Here is a 19,824-nt window from a genome sequence, read left to right as displayed (position 1 = left end):
CGTACGAGGCTCGAAGCGGTGGGCGAGAGGTCAGATCTGTGATCGTTCACAGTCCCGGAAAGCCGGCGTCGCTGAAAGTTACAAAGATCGGCGCTCGGCGTCGATGTGCAGGTGACACGCCCGCAGCGGCTCCTACCAGCCGCAGATCGCCGATTCCCGGATGCCTCGGATGATTGCGTTCACATCGGTGAACCGGGCTGATTGACCACCCCGCCGGTTTCGCGTTGTGATGACGCACCCGGCGCTATCCCGTCGCACCGTACCCGCCGGGGCCCGGCCCGACCCCGGAGGTCCCGCATCGGAGAGTCGCGATCACTCCCACGCCTCCGGCGCCCGCACGGCCGAACCCCGCGCCCCCGTCGGCACCCCCTCATGGAGTTCCAGATGACCACACGACGAAGATCCGCTCTGGTCGCCGCCGTGGCCTCGGCCGCCGCGCTCGCCGGGACCGGGGTCCTGCCGGCCCTGCCCGCCTCGGCGGCGGCGGGCTGCCGGGTGGACTACCAGGTGACCAACCAGTGGCAGGGCGGATTCGGAGCCAACGTCACGATCACCAATCTCGGCGACGCCGTCAACGGCTGGACGCTCACCTGGTCGTTCACGGCGGGCCAGGCCGTCACGCAGGCGTGGAACGCCACGGTCACCCAGAGCGGTGCGCAGGTCAGCGCCAAGGACGCCGGCTACAACGCCTCGATCCCCACCGGCGGCACGACGTCGTTCGGCTTCAACGGCTCATGGAACGACTCGTCCAACCCCGTGCCCGCGAACTTCGCGCTGAACGGCACCACCTGCACCGGCGGGGTCACGAGCAGCCCCTCCGCGAGTCCCAGCGCGAGCCCGACCCGGTCGCCCTCCGCGAGCCCTTCCGCAAGCCCTTCCGCAAGCCCCTCGGCGAGCCCCACGCCCAGCCCCACGCCCAGTCCCTCCCCCAGCCCCACGAGCATCCCGGCGGGCGCGCGGCAGATGGAGGACCTCGACCGCGGCCTGATCAGCGTGCGGTCGGGCAGCGGCAACCTGGTCTCCTGGCGCCTGCTCGGCACCGAGAGCATCGGCACCGGGTTCAACGTCTACCGGGGCTCGACGAAGCTGAACTCCTCGCCGATCACCAACTCCACGAACTACTTCGACTCCGGGGCCGCCGCCGACGCCACGTACACGGTGCGGGCCGTGGTGAACGGCACGGAGCAGGCGGCGTCGGAGACGTCGCTGCGCTTCACCGGCGGCGACCACCTCGACGTGCCCATCCAGCCGCCGTCCGGCGGCACCACACCCGACGGAGTCGGCTACTCCTACAGCGCCAACGACGCGAGCGTCGGCGACCTCGACGGCGACGGGCAGTACGAGTTCGTGCTGAAGTGGGACCCGTCCAACGCCAAGGACAACTCCCAGTCCGGCTACACCGGCGACGTGTTCGTCGACGCGTACAAGCTGAACGGCACCCGGATGTGGCGCATCGACCTCGGCCGCAACATCCGCGCCGGCGCCCACTACACGCAGTTCCAGGTGTACGACTACGACGGCGACGGCAAGGCCGAGGTGGCGATGAAGACCGCCGACGGCACCAGGGACGGCGCCGGGAGGGTCATCGGCAGTTCCTCGGCCGACTACCGCAACTCCTCCGGCTACGTCCTGTCCGGTCCCGAATATCTGACCATGTTCAACGGCCAGACCGGCGCGGCCATGTCCACGGTGAACTACGACCCGCCGCGCGGGACGGTCTCCTCGTGGGGCGACTCGTACGGCAACCGGGTGGACCGGTTCCTCGCGGCCACCGCCTACCTCGACGGCGCCCGCCCGTCGCTGGTCATGTCGCGCGGCTACTACACCCGTACGGTCATTGCGGCCTGGGACTTCCGCAACGGCTCCCTGGTCGAGCGGTGGAAGTTCGACTCCGACTCCGCCGGCAGCCAGTACACCGGCCAGGGCAACCACAACCTGGCCGTCGCCGACGTGGACGCCGACGGCAGGGACGAGATCGTCTTCGGCGCGATGGCGATCAACGACAACGGCTCGGCGCTGTGGAACACCCGCAACGGCCACGGCGACGCCTTGCACGTCGGCGACCTCGACCCGTCGCGCGCCGGGCTGGAGGTGTTCAAGGTGGACGAGGACACCAGCAAGGCCGCGGCGTGGATGGCCGACGCCCGCACCGGCTCGATCATCTGGAGCAACGCCTCCTGCGGCTGCGACAACGGCCGCGGCGTCTCCGACGACGTCTGGTCCGGCAGCCCGGGCGCCGAGTCGTGGTCGTCCGGCGTCAGCGGCGTCTTCAACACCAGGGGGCAGAACGTCGGGCGCAAGCCGGGTTCGGCGAACTTCCTCGCCTGGTGGGACGCCGACCCGGTCAGGGAGCTGCTCGACGGCACCCACATCGACAAGTACGGCACCGGCGGCGACACGAGACTGCTGACCGCCAGCGGCGTCCACTCCAACAACGGCACCAAGTCCACCCCGTCGCTGTCGGCCGACCTGTTCGGCGACTGGCGCGAGGAGGTCGTCTGGCCGACGAGCGACAACACCGCCCTGCGGATCTACAGCACGACCACGGCGACGAACCGCCAGGTCTACACGCTGATGCACGACCCGACATACCGCCTGGCGGTCGCCTGGCAGAACACCGCCTACAACCAGCCGCCGCACACGGGCTTCTTCCTGGGCGACGGCATGTCCGCCCCGGTCAGGCCGAACATCTATCTGAGGTGATCCGCCGGCGGCGGCCGCGGACTACCTGGCGAGGTCCGCGGCCGCCGCCGCGCTACCAGGGCTGGGGCGCTACCGGGGCGGCCGGCGCCCCGCGCTCCATGCGCCCGAAGCGCTCAGCCGGAGGCTTCCGTGGCTTGCGTGAGGCACAGACCGAGCTGGGTGTACAGCTCCAACTGGTCGAAGTACTCCCGGTGCGTTTTGATCTTGCCGTCCTCGATGAAGGACGCGCAGGTGCCCCGGAAGGTGACCGGGCGACCGGTCCCCTCCAGCTCGCCCCCGTCCGGCAGCAGGATCGGCCCGAGGTGCGTCCCCGTGGCCGTCCACTCCACCATCAGGGGCGCTTCACAGCCGACGGCCTCGTACCACACGATCAGCTGGAAGTCGGGAAAGCTCTTGAAAACCTGCTCGTACATCCACCCGATCTGCTCATGTCCCTCCGCCACTCCGAAAGGCGAGACGAGGACGGCGTCCGGGCTGAAGGTATCGAGCAGGGCCTCCAGATCGTGTTCGTTCAGCGCGTCGGCCAGCTGGCGTTTCACAGCCCATGGATCCGACATGACGACAGTCCTTCGACGGTCGGTATGCAACGCAGTGCAACAACATTAGCCAGAGACCGGTCAGACGTCGCCCACGGTTACGCCGCCGGAACGCCACGAGAGGGTCCCGTTTCTCACAGAGTTGCGCAATTTCCGCACGGCGGTCCCGGCGGCGGCCCCGCTGACCGTTCGTCAAGGGTCGCCAGGTCGCCGACCCTCGCGTGACCTGCACCTTTGTGGGTAGGCCAGTCACAGCGGAGGGGGGTGGCAGGATGCGATCGTCGATCAGTCTCGGCCGAGTGGGCGGGGTCCCGGTCGGGCTCAACATCAGTGTCATCGTGATCGTCGTGATCCTGGTGATCGGGCTGGCCTTCGGGCGTTTCCCCATCGCCTTTCCCGGTCTGCCCATGGCGGCGTACGTGCTGGCCGCGGTGGTGTCGGCCCTGCTCTTCCTGGCCTCACTGCTCGCGCACGAGCTGGCCCACGCGATCGTCGCCAGGCGGCACGGAGTGGAGGTCAACGGCATCACGCTCTGGCTGCTCGGCGGGGTGGCCGAACTGCGCGGAGAGCCCCGCTCCCCCGGCGCCGACCTCAAGATCGCCGGGGTGGGGCCGTTGACCAGCGTCGTGCTCGGCGGCCTCTTCGCCCTCGTGTCCTGGGGAGTCTCGGCCATCGCGGCGCCGCCGCTGGTCAGCGGCATGTTCGCCTATCTGGCCGCGGTGAACGTGCTGCTCGCCGTGTTCAATCTGGTGCCCGCCGCGCCGCTGGACGGCGGCCGGGTGCTGCGGGCCTTCCTGTGGGCCCGCTGGCACGACCGCATGCGGGCCGCCGTGGCCGCCGCGCGGGCGGGCCGGGTCTTCGGCTATATCCTGATCGCGCTCGGCTTCCTCAACCTCGTCTCCGGCCTCGGCCTCCAGGGGTTCTGGCTGGCCCTGATCGGCCTGTTCCTGGTGAACGCGGCCACCGCGGAGGAGCAGCAGACGCAGATCGACGCCGCTCTGCACGGGATCACGGTGGACGAGGTGATGTCGCGCGACCCGGTCGTCGCCCATCCTGACGAGACCGTGGCCGGGTTGGTCGACCGGCTCGTGCTGCGCCGCCACCTGTCCACCTATCCGCTGCTGGACGACGACGGCCGGTTCGCGGGACTGGTGACCCTGGGCCGCGTCCGGCGGGTGCCGCCCGGCGACCGGCCGACCACCCGGCTGCGGGACGTCGCGTGCCCGCCGTCGGAGGTGCCCACCGCGCACCCCGGCGACCTGCTCACCGAGTTGCTCCAGCGGATGAGCGGCGGCGCGGACGGCCGGGCCGTGGTGCTCGACGCCGACGGTCGCCTCGTCGGTCTGGTCACGCCCACCGACATCAGCCGGACCATCCAGACAGTGGACCTGCGGGCGCGCGAGCCGTACCGGACGCCACGTGGCGCCGACCTCGCCCCGCCGCCTCCCGGAGACCGCACGCCCGGAGGCCCCACGCCTGGCGGCCCTGCTCCGGGAGGCCCTGCTCCGGGAGGCCCTGCTCCCGGGGGCAGGGTCCCGCCGGCCGGTCGCCGCGACGCCGCCTGAACGCTCGTCCGATACGGGTCACTCGTCGGCGGGTTCCTCGACGTCGTCGGGCGAGTCGGCGCCGGGGGCGTGCCAGTCGCCGGACGCGCCTCCGTCCAGGTCCGTCCCGGGCTCCACGTCGGGTGACTGCGCCAGCGGCGGCAGCCGCTCCGGGATCACGTGCTCCGGCCCCGCGTTGTCCTTCGGCATGGCCTCCTCCTCGGGCTGCTGCCTCTCCGTCTTCGCGTACCCTCGGGCGACGCGGGCATTCGGTCAGGCCGCGAGGAGCGGCCGCGATAGCCGAAAACAGACCCGCGAACCGTGTTGAAAGGGAGACCAGGGGTAGGCGAACCGTGCGACCGGACCGGACAAAGCGGTCGTAACTGATAGAGGAAGGCTCTCAAGGAGGTGGGGACATGACGATCGTCGACGACACGGCGGTCGAACGACGGCGGCTGCGGTTCGAGCGGGACGCGCTGCCGTACATCGACCAGATCTACGCCGGCGCCCTACGGCTCGCCCGAAACCCCGCCGACGCCGAAGACCTGGTGCAGGACGTCTACATGCGGGCCTTCAGCAACTTCCATCAGTTCCGCGAGGGCACGAACCTGCGGGCCTGGCTGTACCGCATCCTGACCAACACCTACATCAACACCTACCGCAGGCAGCAGCGGCAGCCGCAGCGGTCCGCGGCCGAGGACGTCGAGGACTGGCAGCTCGCCGAGGCGGCCTCGCACACCTCGTCGGGACTCAGGTCCGCCGAGGTGGAGGCCCTGGACGGGCTGCCCGACTCGCGGGTGAAGCATGCGCTGCAGGAGCTGCCCGAGGACTTCCGGCTGGCGGTCTACCTCGCCGACGTGGAGGGCTTCGCCTACAAGGAGATCGCCCAGATCACGGACGTCCCCATCGGAACGGTCATGTCGCGGCTGCACCGGGGACGCCGGCAGCTGCGGACCAAGCTGGAGGACTACGCCGCCGAGCTCGGCCTGCTCCGGTCGGCCGGCCCCGCCGCACAGGACGGCGAGAGAACCCGGGACGGCGGCACGCACTAACGCAGGCACCTGGGCGGAAGGAGCTCAGGCGTCCTCGCGCTCGGGGTTCTCCAGCCGGAAGAAGTTGCTCGGGCTGCCGTCCTTGCGGTGCTCCTGGTAGATGAAGTTGAGGTTGCGCTCCTCGAACGTTGTGAACCACTCGTCCCAGGAGATCTCCTTCAGGTCTTGGTCGCCGTAGCCCTGGAAGTCGAACCGGAGGACGCCGGGACGGCCCTCGTGCTCTGTGCCGGTAACGGTGGCGGGTCTGGCGTCCCGTTCCTCGGCCCACCGCCTGATGACCTCGTGGTCCGTCGTGATCAGGCTGCGTCCGGGGCGCTCCTCGTGCTCCTCGGAAGAGGAGATCTCCTGCTCGTACTTGTGCTCGCCGGTGACCGGGTGGTGCTGCTCGGACATCTCGCCACCTCCCCGTCGTCGTCCCTACCCCGCGCCACCGGCCTTACCCTGGGCCTTCCCGGGCAGCCGCACCCAGGCGGGGGACTCCTCCCCCGGCGCGTACGCGGAGTCGAGGCGCTTGCCCACGACGCCGGGCATGCCCTGCTCGGCCGCCGCCCGCCGCACCGCGCCGGGCTCCCCGGGCCAGGACGGCGCCGTCTGCCAGCGCGGCCCGTTCACCGCGAGGTCCTCCAGCCCCGCGCGGCGGCGCTCGAACGGCTCGCCGAGCAACGACCGGCCGTCGTCGTAGAGCAGGTCGTAGGCGACGTAGACGGGGGTGCCCGCGAACGTGACGACCTCGCCGTCCAGCACGACGGCCCTGCTGCCCAACGACTCGGCCAGCGGGCGCAGCCAGCGATGCTCGCCGGTGACGTCCGCGCCGACCGCGTCGCGCAGCGCGAGCCGGCCGCCCTCCACGTACGCGAGCGCTCGCGTGCCGCCCCACCAGAACTCCCAGGCGTACGCCTCGGGGTCGCGCGGCACGCGGGCGCGGGTCACCGGCGTCATCGGCGCGAGCGAGGTGGGCGGAGGCTCCCACCGCCCGCTGGGCGGGTCCATCCGGTGGATCATCCAGTTGCGCCCCCGGGTCTGGAACAGCACGTAGCGGCCCGCGACCCGGGAGCCGCTCAGCACGATCTTGACCTCGCGGTCGCTCCACTTCTCGGTCGCGTAGTGGCCGCGGTCCCAGATCGTCATCGTGCCGCCGCCGTACTCGCCCTTGGGGATCTCGCCCTCGAACCGGGCGTACTCCATGGGGTGGTCCTCGGTGTGGACGGCGAGGTGGTTGATCGCGGGGTCGGGCGGCAGGCCCTTGGGGATCGCCCAGGAGACCAGCACGCCGCCCCGCTCCAGGCGCAGGTCCCAGTGCAGCGACCGGGCGTGGTGCTCCTGGATGACGAACGTGTCGTCCTCGCCCCGCGGCAGCGGTCCTTCGGTGGGGATCGGCTCGCGGGTGCGCGTCGCGTCGCGCTTGGCCCGGTAGGTCTCGAGTTTGTCCGCCATCTCACTGGTCCTACCCACGGCATGACTCGCCGTGGGTGACAAGCGTGTCACCTTGTAGCGACATGTCCGGTTAAGGACTTCGTGACCACTTGGTAATTGCGAGTCACTATCGTCACGCAGCATGAGTTCAGCGATCAGGCTGACCGCGGGCGCCGGCGTCGTAGCCCTCGGTCTCCTCCTGCCCGGCACCCCCGCCACAGCGGCCCCGAGCCACACGGTCAAGATCACCGTCATGGCCAGCTCCGACATCCACGGAAACGCGCTCAACTGGGACTACTACAAGAACGCGGAGTACGACGACAGCGCGCACAACGACGTGGGCCTGGCGAAGATCTCGACGATGGTGTCGAAGATCAGGGCCGACCGCGGCGCCGACCACACCATGCTGTTCGACTCCGGTGACACCCTCCAGGGCACGCCGCTGGACTACTACTACGCGAAGATCGAGCCGATCACCTCGACCGGCGCGATCCACCCCATGGCCAAGGCCATGAACGCCATCGGGTACGACGCCGTGACGCTGGGCAACCACGAGTTCAACTACGGCCTGCCGCTGCTCGGCGCATGGGTCAAGCAGATGAAGGCGCCGGTCCTCGGCGCCAACGCCGTCTCGGCCACGACCGGCCAGCCGGCCTACGAGCCGTACGTCATCAAGACCATGAAGGTCAAGGGCGAGAAGCCGATCAAGGTGGGCGTGCTCGGCCTCACCAACCCCGGCGTCGCGATCTGGGACAAGGCGAACGTCGACGGCAAGCTGAAGTTCCTCGACCTCGTCGCGACCGCCAAGAAGTGGGTGCCGGTCATCCGCGACCGCGGCGCCGACGTGGTGCTGGTCACCGCCCACGCGGGCGACGACGGCCTGTCGTCCTACGGCTCCGACCTGCCGGTGGAGAACGCCGCCGCCATGGTCGCCGAGCAGGTGCCGGGCATCGACGCCGTGCTGTTCGGCCACGCGCACAACGAGGTGCCCCAGCGCTTCGTCACCAACAAGGTCACCGGGCAGCAGGTGCTGCTGACCGAGCCCAGCAAGTGGGGCCAGCGCCTCAGCGTCGTCGACTTCACGCTCGCCAAGGAGCGCGGGAAGTGGACGGTGACCGGCAAGTCGTCCACCACGCTCAACACCAACACCGTGGCCGAGGACCCGAAGATCGTCGCGCTGATGAAGGACGCGCACGACAAGACCGTCGGCTACGTCAACAAGGTCATCGCCCAGTCCACCCAGGAGCTGTCGGCGGCCGAGTCGCCGTACAAGGACACGCCGATCCTCGACTACATCCAGAAGGTCCAGACCGATCTCGTCAGCAAGGCCCTCGCCGGCACCGCCGACGCCTCGCTGCCCGTGCTGTCGATCGCCGCGCCGTTCAGCCGCGCCGCCGTGTTCCCGGCCGGGCCGGTCAGCGTCCGCGACATGGCCGGTCTGTACGTCTACGACAACACCCTGCTCGGCATCAAGCTCAACGGCGCACAGATCAAGGACTTCCTGGAGTATTCGGCGAAGTACTTCGCCCAGGTCGCCCCGGGCGCGCCGATCGACCTCGCCACGCTCACCAACGCCGGCGGCACGCCCGACTACAACTACGACCAGCTCTCCGGCGTGACGTACGACATCGACATCTCCAAGCCGGTCGGCCAGCGCGTCGTCGGCCTGTCCTACCAGGGCAAGCCCGTCACCGCCGACCAGCAGTTCGTCGTGGCCATCAACAACTACCGCCAGTCGGGCGGCGGCGGCTTCCCGCACGTCTCGACCGCCCCGGTGGTCTACAACGCCCAGGTGGAGATCCGCCAGGCGCTGATCGAGTACGCCGCCGCGACCGGCACCATCGACCCGGCCTCGTTCGCCGAGCCGAACTGGAAGCTCGTCCGCGACGGAGTCCCCGTCTTCTCGGAGTGACCTGCACGGAGTGACGACTGGGGGTGGCCCGTTCCGGGCCACCCCCTTCTCCGTTGAGCGGTCGTACTCAGGTCGATCCGGGTGATTGCGCTCATGCCCGCGCGCCGGTCCGGCGGCGACGCTGACGTGTCGGAACGCCGAGAGAAAGAGTGGCCGTGAGCAGAAGCGGGATCGTCCTTCTCGCGATCGTCTCCACGATCGCCGGAATCATCCTGGTCTACGTGGTGGACGTGCCGCTGCCGGTGGTCGTCTCACTGGGGTTCGGAGCGCTGTGCCTGCTCTGGCTGACAGTGCTCCTGACCGTGCCGTGGAACCTGTACTTCCAGGCCCGTTCCCTGATCCACGAGATACGGGTCAGCCGCGAGCGCGGGGTGGAGGTCTCGCCGGAGCGCGAGACGGAGGCCCTCCGCATCGCGGTACGCATGCGCCGGGCGGCCGTCGCCGCCCACCTGCTGTCGGCGGCTCTGCTCGCGGTCGTCACCTACTTCTCCGGTGAGACCGTCGGCTACTACTTCGCCGTCTTCTACCTGGTCGCCACCTTCTTCAGGCCCGCCGGAGCCTGGTTCTCGCACCTGCGCGGCCGGATGGCCACCATGCTGGAGGAGGTCCGGTTTCCGCGTGAGGACGTCGTCACGCTCGCCGGGCGGGTCGAGGCGCTGGAGAGACGGGCCGAGGAGTCCGAGGCGCGCGCCGCCGAACTCGCCGAGCGCCTCGACGCCCTCACCTCGGAGACCCGCGCCGGGTTCCGCGCGGCCACGGTACGCGCGGACGACCTCGACCGCCGGCTCGACGCCATGGGCAGGACGTTCGAGGACTCCCTCAGCCGTCTCACTGACAACCAGGAGGTCCTGTCGGGCATCAAGGCGTTCCTCCGCCTGATCAGATCCGAGACGGCGTAGTCCGCGAGCCTCCCCGCTGCTCGCGGGTGCGGCGGCCGTGTCCGCCGCGGCGGCGGTCCCGGCTCTCAGCAGCGCAAAACCGGAAATTCCCGATTTTGTGGACGGTCCCCTCAGTGCCCGATACCCTCTGCCGGGTCAAGATTGTCGGATCTTCAACAACAGGGCGGGGACGGCGTGGCGCGCTCGTGGAGGGAGCTACCCACGGGCCGGGTCGTGCATCTGCACGCAGAATCGGACGTGTATCTGCACGCGGGACAAGACGTGCACCTGCACGGCGACCCGGACGCCGTCGCGCTGGCGGTCGACCCCCTGCCCGACGACGCGCCCGCGCTGGTCACCTACGTCCCTCGCCCGGCCCTGACCCCTGCGGACGTGGTCGCCGACGTGCTGCGTGAGCTGGAGTCCGCCGCGCTCGCGATGTTCCCCGCCTGGCTGCCCGAGGCCGGCGGCATCACCGGAACCGGCGGCGCGGCCGTCGCCGCCGTCCGTGCCCTCGCCCTGCGCACGGGCTCCGGCACAAGGCACTTCGCGCCCTTCCTCGCCCAACTCGCCGAACGCGCCCTGCGCGAGCGGGCCGCCCTGGGCGGGGTCACGCGCGGGGTCGTGGCCGGAGGCCGTACGACGGGCCGGGCCGGGACGTTCCCGCCCGAGATCCGCGCCGCGGGGCTGGCCCGGGTGCTCCGCTCGGGCTACCGGCGGCCGGAGGCCGCGATCCTCGTGCGGGTTCCCTCCGGGCTCCCGCCCGCCGCCGAGGAGGTGCTGGTCGCGGCCTGCGAATGGCTCGCCCACCACGGCGGGTTCGGCGTCTGGCTCACCGGGCCGCCGCCGCGCTCCGTCGACCGGATCGAGTCCGTGGCCGCCCCGATCCCCGAGGATGTGGCGGCGCTCGTCCGCGAGATCGAGCCGGGCGGCGCCGAGGAGTCTCCGCTGCCGGCGCTCACCTATCCGCCTCTCGCCGGGCTGCCGCACCCGGGCAGCGCCGCCGAACGGCGGTTGGAGGCGGCACTGTCGCCGTGCGACTGGGCGGCAAGCCGCGAGTGGAACCAGCTCCACGCCTCAGGACCGCTCAGCAACCCGATCCGCGTCGACCTGCTCTGGCGTGCCGAACGATGCGTGGTCGAAATCGACGGTCCCGAGCATCTCGGTCCGCTCCGCCGCGCCGCCGACGGACTGCGCGACCAGCGCCTGCGCCGGGACGGCTACGCCGTCCGCCGATTCACCAACGAGCAGGTGCTGAAACGTGTCAGCACCGTGCTCGCCGAGTTGGAACGCTTCCTCCACCAGTGCCGCAATGGAACGTTCGAAGGGTCACCCCATGCCTGACAAACCCCTGTCCTTCTCCGCGACCTGCGCCCTACTGATCCTGATGGCAGAGGACCGGGAGGTGTCCAATCCCGAGCTCAAGGAGAAGTACGGCGTCACCGTCACGGGCAAGGAGCGGACCGCCCTCAACGACGGCGGATTCGTCACCAGCCGGAGAACGGGGCGCTCTTTCAGCCATGTGCTGACCGACAAGGGCTGGCACCACGCGTCGGAGCTCGTCCGGGACGGCATCAGCGCGCCGGGCACCGGCTTCGCCGCGGCTGCGGTCAAGGCCCTCGTCGGCAACCTCCAGCGGCACATCGACCGGAGCGAGACCAGCCTCGCCGAGATCTTCGGCCGGGAGGACCTCGTCCCCGGGTTGAACGAGTCGTCGATGCCAGAGACGACGGCAGGGACGACGGCAGAACCGATCGCGCAGCAATCGATCGCGCAGCCGCCGATCCCGCAGCCGCCGATCGCGCCGCCGCCGATCGAGAGGGTGCCCGCGTCCGAAGACGTCGAGACCTTGATCCGCAAGGCGTACGCGCAGCTCGCCGACAGGCCGAACGCCTGGGTCAGCCTGACCCGGCTGCGTCCCCTCCTGGGCGACGCCCCCAGGGACGTGGTCGACGCCGCCCTCTGTCACATGATCGGCCTGCCGGACGTACGTCTCGTTCCCTGGGAGAACCAGAAGACCCTCACCCAGGCGGATCGGGAGGCCGCCGTCGTCGTCGGTGACCAGCCCAAGCACCGCATCTGGATCGGAGCATGATGTCCGGCAAGGAACTGGACGCTCTGTCGGCGTTGAGGTTCAACTACGCCAAGGTCCCCGACGACGTCTGGCGCCCGCTGCCGTTCCACGTCGGGACCCTCCACCAGCGGACCGCGCAGACCGTCCTCGACGGGTTCATCGAGGCCGAGGAGAGCGCCGATGCGAGCCCCATCGGCATCGTCATCGAGGGACAGCGAGGCTCCGGCAAGACGCACCTGCTCGGCTGGGTCCGGCAGAAGGTGCACGAGGAGGACGGCTATTTCTTCCTGGTGAGCCTGCTCGACGCCAGGAGCTTCTGGGACAGCGTGCTGCTGTCCATGCTGGACAGCCTTTCCCGGCCCATACCGGGATCGGGGACCCAGCTCACGGAGCTGCTGTGGCGGCTGTGCCTGATGGCCGAGATCCCGGAGGACGCGCGCCGGTCGCTGACCGGTGAGGCGTCGCTCTCCCGGCAGGACCTGGACGACTTCGTGCGCGCCCTGCGCCGCTACGACCGGCACGTCGGCGGCGTCGCCCAAGACGTTGCCAGGGCGCTCGTCCTGCGCGCGTCCGGCGACCCGTCCGCGCAGGACGTCGGAGACGCCTACCTCTCGTGCGCAGCGGAAGGAGACCCGGGCGAGCGGGCCGGCTGGGGTTTCAGCACGATCGCGAAGTCGCCGCAGGAGATCGTCAGGGACCTGTCCCGCCTGGTGGCGCTGACCGGTCCCTCCGTCATCGCGGTGGACCAGATCGACGTCCTGATCGCGCAGTCGTCCGTCGCCATGGCGGGAGACACCAAGGACTCCTGGCAGCAGGCGGCCGTCGTCGAACAGATCGCGGGCGGCCTGATGAACCTCCGCGAGGTGACCCGCCGCACGCTGACCGTGCTCTCCTGCCTTCCCGCGACGTGGGAGCTCATCCGCACGAAAGCCACGGACACGGTGCAGGACCGGTTCCGGGAGACCATGCCGCTCGACACCATCCCCGATGCGCGAACGGGCATCGAGCTGGTCGAGAAGCGGTTCAGCGCGCAGTACGGCGCGGTGAGGTTCACGCCGCCGTATCCGACGTGGCCGGTGAAGCCGGAGGCGTTCGAGGAGGCGAACCAGTACACGCCCCGCCAGTTGCTCATCCGGATCGACCAGCACGTCCGGTCATGCCTGGCGAGCGGGCAGGTCACGGAGTTGGAACGGCTGACTGGCGCGCCTTCGAACAAGATCGACCCCGAACCCCGGCCGCCGAAGCAGGAACCCGACTTCGGCGCGCTCGACAGGCGGTTCGCGGAGCTGCGGCAGCGGGCGGACGTGGTGGAGGCGCTGGACCCGATCACCGAGGACGTCGTGATGCCGGGGCTGCTGTCGGCCGGACTGTCCGCCTGGATCGCCGAGCAGGGCGAAGACGGGCGCCTGTTCACCCAGGACCCGCCCCCAAGCACGAAGCCGCCCCTGCACGCCCGCCTGCGACGGACGCTGGACGAGGAGACGGAGAACGAGGCCCACTGGTGCTTCCGCGCCATCTCGGCATCCCATCACACCGCCGCGCTCAACCGGCTGAAGACCGCGTCGACGGCGGCCGGGCTCGACGAGCGGATCCCCGCGCGCAAGCTGTTCGTGCTCAGGAACCAGAGCTGGGCCAAGGGACCGGCCACCCAGCAGGCCCTGGCCGCCTTCGAACAGGCGGGCGGCCGAGTGCTCCAGGTCGAAGAGGACGATCTGAGGATCTTCTCCGCGCTTCGCACCCTGCTGACGGAAAACTCGCCGGACCTCCGGGCGTGGCTCGTCTCGCGTAAGCCGACGAGCGAAGTGAAGCTGTTCGCCGAGGCGCTGAGCGACGCGGCCGTTCCCCGCGTGTCCGGCACCGGACTGTCCGCCCGGCCGAGCCGGTCGCAGGACCGCCCCCGGCGCACCGCCAATCCCGAACGGCGTCTGCTCCGTCTGGAGAGGGTGCCAGGACTCACGACGCTGCCGGTGGCCGACGCGCCGCCCCTGCCCTCCGGTGACACACCTGCCGCCGACACACCTGCCGCGGCTCCCGGCACCGCGCAGTCCCTGGCCTTCGGCATCGCGGCGTCCCCGGCCTCCGGCGGTGTGCCGGAACCTGTCGGTGCGAGCGCCGCGGTTTCCGGCGTCACCCTCGGCCCGGCCGTTCCCGATCTGCAGGTCTGGCCGCCGCTGCCCGCCGCCTCGGACCTCACTGTGACGTCACCGGCCGAGGCACCGGCCAATGCACCGGACACGGAGCTACCGGCCGTCGAGGTGGCGGCCGTGGAGACACCGGTCGCGGAGACGCCGGCCGTCGAGACACCGGCCGTCGAGACACCGGCGGCGGAGGCGGCGGCCGTTCCCCGCCCGCGAAGGCCACTGTCATCGGACGAGGGCCCTGAGGCTCCCAACCTGACGATCGGAGCGGCGACATCGGACGGCCGGCCGGTGCGCGTCCAACTGGAGACCCTGCGCAAGCACATGGCGATCTTCGCCGGCTCGGGCTCCGGCAAGACGGTGCTGATCCGCCGCCTCGTGGAGGAGTGCGCTCTTCAGGGAGTCTCGGCGATCGTCCTCGACGCGAACAACGACCTCGCGCGGCTCGGCGACCCGTGGCCGGAGCCACCCGCGGAGTGGGGCGAGGGCGACGCGGCCAGGGCCGACGACTACCTGGCGAACACCGACGTGGTGATCTGGACGCCGCGCAAGGAGTCGGGACGGCCGCTGAGCTTCCAGCCGCTGCCCGACTTCGGCAGCGTCGCCGACGACCCGGACGAGTTCGGCGAGGCGGTGGACGCCGCCCTCGCCGCGCTCGTGCCCCGGGCGAAGCTGGAGGCCAAGACGGCCAAGGCGCATCTCGGCCAGGCGGTGCTCCGCGAGGCCGTCGCCCACTACGGACGGCGCGGCGGCACGAGCCTCGCCGGCCTGATCGCCCTGCTCGACGACCTGCCGGACGGCGTGAGCACTCTCGAAGGCGCGGCCAGGCTCGCGACCGAGATGGCCCAGCACCTGAGGGCGGAGACGATCAGTGATCCGCTGTTCGCGGGGACCGGGACGCCCGTCGATCCGGGCGTCCTGCTGACGCCGCCGGAAGGCAAGCGGGCCCGCGTGTCGGTGATCAGCCTCACCGGCTTGGCCTCCGACGCTCAGCGGCAGGGCTTCGTCAACCAGCTGCAGATGGCGCTGTTCTCCTGGATCAAGCGGCATCCCGCCGGAGACCGGCCGCTCGGCGGGCTGTTCGTGATGGACGAGGCCCAGACGTTCGCGCCGTCCGGGACGGCGACCGTGTGCACCCAGAGCACGCTCGCCCTCGCCGCACAGGCCCGCAAGTACGGCCTCGGGCTGGTGTTCGCCACCCAGGCGCCGAAGGGCCTGCACAACCGGATCACGGGCAACGCCGCCACCCAGTTCTTCGGCCTGCTCAACGCGCCGGCCCAGATCACGGCGGCGCGGGAGCTGGCCAGGGCCAAGGGCGGCGACGTCCCCGACGTGGCACGGCTGCGGTCCGGCCAGTTCTACGCGGCCTTCGAGGGCGGGTCGTTCACGAAGGTCAGTACGCCGCTGTGCCTGAGCCACCACCCGAGCAGCCCGCTGACGAGCGAGGAGGTCGTGGCCCGGGCGAACCGGTCCTGAATGAGAGCGCGCGGAGCCGGCGCCGTCCTCGGAGGCGACGCCGGCTCCGCTACACCTGCTCTGCCCTGGGAGTCGGGTTGGGCGGGGTGACCGGCCGGCCGTAGAGGATCGATGCCCAGGCGTTGGTGAGGACGTCGACGAGGACCTCCTCGTCGTCGAACGGGGGGACACCGGCCGCGGCCAGATAGTAGAGCCGTTCACCCATCCAGGTCAGCGACGCGGCGACCGCGCGCACGTCCATGTCCCCGAGCCGCCCGCGGACCTGCGGGTCGGACTCGATACGGGCCGCGGCGGCGTCGGTGAACAGGTCCATCTGTTCCAGCCAGAGGGTTCGCAGCCCCTCGTCCGAGCCCTGGCTCTCCACGATCGCCATGAGGATGCCCGCGTTGTCGCGCCACAGCCGGGCGCCGTCCCGCACCCCCGCACGCAGCGCGGCGACGGGGTCCTGCGACCCGCCGATCCAGGGGTCCGCGGCCCGCTGTCCCTGCGCGACGGCGTCGCGCACCAGCTCGCCGAGCACGGCCTGCTTGCTCGGGAAGTAGAAGTAGAAGCTCGCCCGCGAGACCTCCGCGGCGGTGAGGATGTCGGCGACGCTGAGGGTGTCGAAGCGGCGCTCCCGCAGCAGCTCGCGGGTCGCGGACAGGATCCGCTCCCGCAACCCGGTGGACGCCGGCTCCGCGGCCGATCTACGGGCCGGCCGCGCACCGGGCTTCGAAGACATGCCCCTCAGGATACCGACGTGCTGTACGGACGCCATGTATGAACGCCGCGTACAGACACAATGTCCATACATTGTGTATGGTGCCTTCATGACACAAACAGGCATCGGCATGAGGTACCGCACCTTGGGCACCAGCGGTCTTCGGGTGTCCGAACTGATCCTTGGCGCGATGACCTTCGGAGAGCAGGGCGGGGTGGGCGCGCCGCCGGCGGAGTGCCGGCGGATGCTCGACCTGTACGCCGAGGCCGGCGGCAACATGATCGACACGGCCGTCAACTACCGCGACGGAGCCAGCGAGGAGATCCTCGGCGAGCTGCTCGAGGGCAGGCGCGAGTCGTTCGTCCTCGGCACGAAGTACACCGTCTCTCGCGACCGCTCCGACCCGAACGCCGCGGGGAACCACAGGAAGAACCTCCGGGCTTCCCTGGAGACCAGCCTGCGCCGGCTGCGTACGGACTATCTCGACCTCTACTGGGTGCACATGTGGGACCGTGGCACGCCCATCGAGGAGACCATGCGCGCGCTGGACGACGCCGTCCAGGCCGGCAAGGTGCTCTACGTGGGGATCTCCGACGCCCCCGCCTGGGTCGTGGCCCGCGCCAACACCCTCGCCGAGTGGCGCGGCTGGAGTCCCTTCATCGGCCTGCAGGTGCCGTACAGCCTGCTGCAGCGTGACGTCGAACGGGAACTGCTCCCCATGGCCGAGTCCCTCGGACTCGGCGTCACGGCGTGGAGCCCGCTCGGCGGCGGGGTGCTGTCCGGCAAGTACACACTGCCCCGCGTACACACCCCCCAGGACGGGGCCGTGCCCGCGGGACGGCTGAAGGCCGAGTCGCTCTCGGCCCGCGACCACGCCGTCGCCCGGGCCGTGCAGGAGGCCGCCGACGACCTCGGCGCGACCCCGGCGCAGGTCGCGATCGCGTGGACGATGAGCCGCTCTCCCGCCGTCCATCCGATCGTCGGGGCGCGTTCCGCCGACCAGCTACGTGACAATCTCGCCGCCGCCGGCCTCGCCCTCCCCCCTGAAGTGCGCACGCGCCTGGAACAGGCCACCGAGTTCACCCTCGGATTTCCCGGCGACTTCATCGCCCAGACCTCACCGTGGGTGTTCGGCGCCGCGCTCACCGACCCCCCTTCCGGCACATTCCGGCGATGAGGGCCGCCTCAGCTCCTGCTGCCCGCTCCGTCGAGGAACTACCTGCTTCCCCGGCGCGACCGCACCCTCCTACCGGTTTTCCTAGCGGCGGAAGGCGGCGGCACCGGCGGCGGCGATCGCCACCGACAGGACGATGACAACGGTGAGCGTCCCCAGGGGGTTGCGGTGCCGTACGGGTGCGATCGCGCGCATGGCCGGCACCCGGTAGACGGGTGACGGCGACGGAGTGGGCCGCGGCGTCGGACGAGGGCTCGGGGACGGCGCCGCCGCGGGCCGGGGCGCGGCCGCCACCCGATGCGGGGAGTGCCGGGGCGCCGGGGCGGGCTTCTCGGGCGCCGGCACCGGAGGCTTCGGCGCGGGCGGCGGCTCAGGGGTGGGCGGTGGCACGGGTGTCGGCGGCGCGCAGCCCGGCCTTCCGATGCCGACCTCGGCGTGCAGGTCGACGATCACGTCGACGTCGAGGCAGACGCCGACCCGCAGGCCCGGTCCGTTCGGATCGTCTGCCGTGAGGGACGCACCGGCGGCCGCCCGGACCGGGGCGGGTGCCGCGGCGGTCAGCGTGGCACAGGTCAGCGCGGCACAGACGGAAACGGCCGCGACCGCGACGGCCACGCGCGGGCCCGCCGTCCTGCCCATGTCAGCGGCCCTCGGGGATCCGCTGGAACTCGTGCAGGGCGCTCACGAACGCGTCGGGCTTCACCGCCAGGCCGCCGCTGAAGGGGCGGGAGATGTTCCAGGCGAGATAGACGCCGACGCCGAGCAGGACCGCCATCGCCAGCACCGGCACGAGCGTGAGCCCCCGGGGCCGTGCCCCGGCCAGGAACGGGAAGACCACGACGAGGACGCCCGTGAGCACCGTCAGCAGCATGACGCCGGGGGGCGGCTCGGTGCCCGCGTCGGCGGCGCGCTGCCGCCGGGCGGCGAACAGGTCCGCCATCCGCTCCAGCACGGCGTCCCTGGCGTCGTGCGCCTCCTCGGTCGTGGCCGGTAGTTCGGTCACGTGGGCACGCAGCGCCTCCAGCCGCGACGTCCCCTCGGTGCCGAGGTGTCCGGTCGTCATCTGCGGCCACTCGTCCTCGACGACGTATCTCGCGTACTCGCGGAGTCCCTCGCGCACCTGGGCGGCGTCGGGGGCCGGGAGCGGCGCGGCGGCCCAGTAGGCCTCCACGAGCGCCTGGGTCTCGGAGTAGGTGTTCTGCCGTGCGGAGTCGGCCGTGGTCCACGGCACGACGATCGCGATGGCGAACACGAGCAGGAACAGCGAGGAGAGCATCGACCCTGCGTGACCGGCGGACGCGCCGCCGGGATCGCGGTCGTCGGTGCCCCGGCCCAGCGCGCGGAAGAGAAGGGCCGCCACGGCCACCAGCCCGACGGCCGCCGCGACCGCGAGTACGCCCAAGAGCATGACATCTCCACAGACACTTTGCCGATTACTTGCAGTGACATGAGTATCACAAGAAGTAACCATTGACCAGCGAAGACGGGCAAGTGACGGCGCGGCCTGCGCCACCCGCCGGGAGAGGTCATGGCAGGATCGGCGGGGAGGTGAGCGCATGCGCGTGGTGATCGCGGGCGGACACGGGAAGATCGCCCTTCGGCTGGCACGCCTGCTGAGCGGGCGGGGCGACGCGCCCGTGGGGCTGATCCGCAACCCGGATCAGGTCGCGGACGTGGAGGCGGCCGGCGCCGAGGCGGCGGTGTGCGACCTGGAGCGGACCACGCCGGAGAAGGTGGCCGAGATCCTGCTGGGGGCGGGAGCCGTCGTCTTCGCCGCCGGGGCGGGACCCGGCAGCGGCGTCGCGCGCAAGTTCACCGTGGACCAGGGAGCCTCGGTGCTGCTCGCCGACGCGGCCGAACGGGCAGGCGTGTCCCGCTTCATCCAGATCTCCTCGATGGGCGCGGGATCGCCGCCCGCGCCGGGGAGCGACGAGGTCTGGGCGGCCTACATCACCGCGAAGACGGCGGCGGAAGAGGATCTGCGCGCCCGCCCGCTCGACTGGACGGTCCTGCGGCCGGGGCGGCTCACCGACGGGCCGGGGACCGGTCTGGTGACGCTCGCCGACCCGCCGCTTCCCTCCGGAGCCGTGCCGCGCGACGACGTGGCCGCCGTGATCGCCGCGCTGATCGACGCTCCGGAGACGCGGCATCGCGTCCTCGAACTCATCGGCGGGGGCGTGCCCGTCACCGAGGCCGTACGCCTCGTGCTGCTGTGATCACCGCA

17 protein-coding genes are annotated in these 19,824 nt (G+C 71.1%); 10 read left to right on the top strand and 7 right to left on the bottom strand.

The window, feature by feature from the left end; all coding sequences use genetic code 11:
- Window positions 1–384: 384 nt before the first annotated feature.
- Window positions 385–2,703 carry a rhamnogalacturonan lyase family protein gene (locus ACIBK1_RS24360; protein ID WP_396737873.1) on the top strand — a complete coding sequence of 773 codons (2,319 nt, stop codon included), beginning with the start codon at window positions 385–387 and terminating at the stop codon, window positions 2,701–2,703.
- Between the two features lie 113 nt (window positions 2,704–2,816).
- On the opposite strand, the gene ACIBK1_RS24355 is transcribed toward ACIBK1_RS24360, so the two are convergent.
- Window positions 2,817–3,260 (bottom strand): ester cyclase, encoded by a 444-nt coding sequence (locus ACIBK1_RS24355; protein WP_030511749.1) that lies wholly within the window; start codon window positions 3,258–3,260, stop codon window positions 2,817–2,819.
- A 251-nt stretch (window positions 3,261–3,511) separates the two neighbouring features.
- Here ACIBK1_RS24355 and ACIBK1_RS24350 point away from each other — a divergent pair, with 251 nt between their 5' ends.
- Complete coding sequence (locus tag ACIBK1_RS24350) at window positions 3,512–4,804, top strand: site-2 protease family protein (RefSeq protein WP_396737870.1); 1,293 nt, start codon at window positions 3,512–3,514, stop codon at window positions 4,802–4,804.
- An 18-nt stretch (window positions 4,805–4,822) separates the two neighbouring features.
- Here the strand turns inward: ACIBK1_RS24350 and ACIBK1_RS24345 are convergent, their stop codons facing one another.
- Window positions 4,823–4,993: a hypothetical protein gene (locus tag ACIBK1_RS24345; protein ID WP_156081211.1), complete on the bottom strand. Its 171-nt coding sequence runs from the start codon at window positions 4,991–4,993 to the stop codon at window positions 4,823–4,825.
- A 206-nt stretch (window positions 4,994–5,199) separates the two neighbouring features.
- On the opposite strand from ACIBK1_RS24345, the gene ACIBK1_RS24340 reads away from it, so the two are divergent.
- Window positions 5,200–5,835, top strand: a complete 636-nt coding sequence (locus tag ACIBK1_RS24340) for a sigma-70 family RNA polymerase sigma factor (RefSeq protein WP_036408878.1) — start codon at window positions 5,200–5,202, stop codon at window positions 5,833–5,835.
- A gap of 24 nt (window positions 5,836–5,859) precedes the next feature.
- Here ACIBK1_RS24340 and ACIBK1_RS24335 read toward each other — a convergent pair whose 3' ends face one another.
- Both ACIBK1_RS24335 and ACIBK1_RS24330 read right to left on the bottom strand, forming a co-directional pair.
- On the bottom strand, window positions 5,860–6,228 hold the full coding sequence (locus ACIBK1_RS24335) for a hypothetical protein (protein ID WP_051762621.1): 369 nt from the start codon (window positions 6,226–6,228) through the stop codon (window positions 5,860–5,862).
- Window positions 6,229–6,252: 24 nt separating this feature from the next.
- Complete coding sequence (locus ACIBK1_RS24330) at window positions 6,253–7,269, bottom strand: DNA polymerase ligase N-terminal domain-containing protein (protein ID WP_396737868.1); 1,017 nt, start codon at window positions 7,267–7,269, stop codon at window positions 6,253–6,255.
- 121 nt (window positions 7,270–7,390) lie between these two features.
- Between ACIBK1_RS24330 and ACIBK1_RS24325 the strand changes: the two genes are divergently transcribed.
- The 5 genes from ACIBK1_RS24325 (at window position 7,391) to ACIBK1_RS24305 (ending at window position 15,726) form a co-directional block, all read left to right on the top strand.
- A complete protein-coding gene (locus ACIBK1_RS24325; RefSeq protein ID WP_396737865.1) occupies window positions 7,391–9,160 on the top strand; it encodes a 5'-nucleotidase C-terminal domain-containing protein in 1,770 nt (589 codons plus the stop codon).
- 155 nt (window positions 9,161–9,315) lie between these two features.
- Window positions 9,316–10,059 carry a hypothetical protein gene (locus ACIBK1_RS24320; RefSeq protein ID WP_396737862.1) on the top strand — a complete coding sequence of 248 codons (744 nt, stop codon included), beginning with the start codon at window positions 9,316–9,318 and terminating at the stop codon, window positions 10,057–10,059.
- Window positions 10,060–10,296: 237 nt separating this feature from the next.
- Window positions 10,297–11,382, top strand: coding sequence for an endonuclease domain-containing protein (locus ACIBK1_RS24315; RefSeq protein ID WP_396737859.1), 1,086 nt, complete (start codon window positions 10,297–10,299; stop codon window positions 11,380–11,382).
- A complete protein-coding gene (locus tag ACIBK1_RS24310) occupies window positions 11,375–12,133 on the top strand; it encodes a hypothetical protein (protein WP_396737856.1) in 759 nt (252 codons plus the stop codon). Before ACIBK1_RS24315 ends, ACIBK1_RS24310 begins: the two co-directional genes overlap by 8 nt.
- Entirely contained in the window at window positions 12,130–15,726 is a 3,597-nt protein-coding gene (locus tag ACIBK1_RS24305; RefSeq protein ID WP_396737853.1) for a helicase HerA domain-containing protein, read from the top strand. Before ACIBK1_RS24310 ends, ACIBK1_RS24305 begins: the two co-directional genes overlap by 4 nt.
- Window positions 15,727–15,775: 49 nt before the next feature.
- On the opposite strand, the gene ACIBK1_RS24300 is transcribed toward ACIBK1_RS24305, so the two are convergent.
- Complete coding sequence (locus ACIBK1_RS24300) at window positions 15,776–16,447, bottom strand: TetR/AcrR family transcriptional regulator (protein WP_396737850.1); 672 nt, start codon at window positions 16,445–16,447, stop codon at window positions 15,776–15,778.
- Between the two features lie 109 nt (window positions 16,448–16,556).
- On the opposite strand from ACIBK1_RS24300, the gene ACIBK1_RS24295 reads away from it, so the two are divergent.
- On the top strand, window positions 16,557–17,603 hold the full coding sequence (locus ACIBK1_RS24295) for an aldo/keto reductase (RefSeq protein WP_396738025.1): 1,047 nt from the start codon (window positions 16,557–16,559) through the stop codon (window positions 17,601–17,603).
- Between the two features lie 81 nt (window positions 17,604–17,684).
- On the opposite strand, the gene ACIBK1_RS24290 is transcribed toward ACIBK1_RS24295, so the two are convergent.
- Window positions 17,685–18,239 (bottom strand): hypothetical protein, encoded by a 555-nt coding sequence (locus ACIBK1_RS24290; protein ID WP_396737847.1) that lies wholly within the window; start codon window positions 18,237–18,239, stop codon window positions 17,685–17,687.
- Between the two features lies 1 nt (window position 18,240).
- The gene (locus ACIBK1_RS24285) at window positions 18,241–19,008 is read right to left on the bottom strand and encodes a bestrophin-like domain (protein ID WP_030511738.1); all 768 of its coding nucleotides are present in this window, start codon (window positions 19,006–19,008) and stop codon (window positions 18,241–18,243) included.
- A 148-nt stretch (window positions 19,009–19,156) separates the two neighbouring features.
- Here ACIBK1_RS24285 and ACIBK1_RS24280 point away from each other — a divergent pair, with 148 nt between their 5' ends.
- The gene (locus ACIBK1_RS24280) at window positions 19,157–19,816 is read left to right on the top strand and encodes an NAD(P)H-binding protein (RefSeq protein WP_030511737.1); all 660 of its coding nucleotides are present in this window, start codon (window positions 19,157–19,159) and stop codon (window positions 19,814–19,816) included.
- The last annotated feature ends 8 nt before the right edge of the window (window positions 19,817–19,824 follow it).

It is taken from the genome of Microbispora rosea (assembly GCF_044460045.1).
Classification (GTDB): Bacteria; Actinomycetota; Actinomycetes; order Streptosporangiales; family Streptosporangiaceae; genus Microbispora; species Microbispora rosea.
This window is presented reverse-complemented; position numbering and strand designations above follow the sequence as displayed.